The sequence below is a fragment of the Collinsella sp. AF11-11 genome, assembly GCF_003465485.1.
In the GTDB taxonomy this organism is placed as follows: Bacteria; Actinomycetota; Coriobacteriia; order Coriobacteriales; family Coriobacteriaceae; genus Collinsella.
In genome coordinates this window covers 1-1,637 of record NZ_QSAS01000038.1, presented here as the reverse complement: position 1 = coordinate 1,637, position 1,637 = coordinate 1, and the positions used below count along the sequence as shown (strand labels likewise).

The 1,637-nt window shown below is 72.4% G+C and carries 1 protein-coding gene; it reads right to left on the bottom strand.

The genetic code is table 11. The features are described 5' to 3' along the window. Positions 1-226 precede the first annotated feature (226 nt). Positions 227-1,519 carry an IS30 family transposase gene (locus tag DWV58_RS09720; protein WP_117776943.1) on the bottom strand — a complete coding sequence of 431 codons (1,293 nt, stop codon included), beginning with the start codon at positions 1,517-1,519 and terminating at the stop codon, positions 227-229. Positions 1,520-1,637: the final 118 nt, after the last annotated feature.

The following is a 1,637-nucleotide window of genomic DNA, read 5'->3' as shown; positions in this document are numbered from 1 at the left end:
GGTTGATTTCCAATCTCAGCCGAACACATTGAGCAAATAGGCCGTTCCCGCACCTAGCCGAACGCCCCCGCGGCCCCTCCCGGGGTCCGGGGGCGCCGTTTTCCCAGTTGAAGGAACGGTGGAGATGTGTTTCGATGGGTCCGGTGGCCATGCTCCGCCCGCCGCCCGGCACCTCTTCCCAGACTCAGCCGAACGGTCGGTTCCGTCTATTCCGTTTTCCCTTAGGCTAGGACAGCGGGGCATCGCCCCTCTCAGCGCGCGCCCGCGCGATGAGCCCCGGCGTCAGGTCGAGCTCCTCGACGGGCACGTCCTCCACGCCGTACGCCTCGAGCAGCGCCTCCGCGTCGGCGCCGAGCATCGCCCGGAAGGCGCGGGCGGGCGTCGCGAAGCCGAGCGCGCCGCGGGGCTCGGAGTTCACGTGCGACATGGCCAGCGCCAGGTCGGCCGGGGCCAGCCGGTCGAACCTGAGGCCGCGGCCCTTGGGCAGCAGCTTCCTGATCTCGACGTGGTTGCGCTCGCAGGCGCCCTTCTGGTCGCTGCGCCGGGGGTCGCAGTAGAACAGCCTCGTCTCGCCCTGCCCCTCGCCGATCAGCGCCGCGATGGCGCCCTCGTCGGAGAACTCGGCGCCGTTGTCGGTGAGCACGGCGCGGAACACGCGGCGCGTCCCGTCGGCGCCGAGGACCGCCCGGACGCCCTCCAGGGCGCCCGCGACGCACCCGGCGGTCTTCTCCTCCAGCGGCAGCGCGAGCTGCAGCCTGCTGGGGCGGTGCAGCAGCGTGAGCAGGCAGGCGCTGTCCTCCCGCGCGCCCTCGACGGTGTCCATCTCCCAGGCGGCGGCGCACGCGTCCTCGCCCAGGCCGAGGAACGCGGCGTGCGACCTGCGGGGCGAGTGCGGCGTCGCCCTCTTCGGGGCCCGGTGCGACCTGGGCCTGTAGCCGACCTTGCGCCTGAGCTCCATGTTGGTCATGCCGTCGTAGCCCGCCGCGACCCAGCGGTAGATCGTCGAGGGCGACAGGTCCACGGGCCCGCCGTTGCGGGCGGACAGCTGCTCGGGCGAGAGCCCCCGGCCCAGGCCGTCGCGGATGAGGGCGAGCGCCTCGGCCGCGGCGGGCTCGTCGGCGTCTATCCCGCGCCTGGACGAGACGAGGACCGAGTCCGCGCACAGCTGCGCGGCGCGGGCATCGTAGAAGACGTGCGGGCGGCGCTTGCAGCCGATCGCGCGGTACCGGCCGCACCCGTTGCAGCAGCGCGGCCACGCGGCCAGGCGCGGGCATGCCGCGGACAGGTCGGCGGAGGCGTCCACGCGCTCGCCGCGCCTCTCCCTCGGCGCGGTCACGAACCTGTGCGACGCCACCTCGGCGCTCACCGTCGAGGGCGACCTGCCCAGCTCCCTCGCGATCTGCCTGCACGAGGCCCCTCGCTCCAGCATCCTCTGGACCGTGTCCCGCTCGTGCCTGGTGAGCCTGCCGTAGGCCCTCGGGGCCGCCTTCCCGGCCCCCTTTTTCCTCTTTCCGGACATGCCGTCCTCCGATCTCCCGGGGCCGGCCGGTCCGGCCCTCAGGGTATCGGATTCCCACATTCACCCGTACATGTGCGGATGAATGTGGGAAGTGTTCGGATGAAGTTGCCAATCAAGG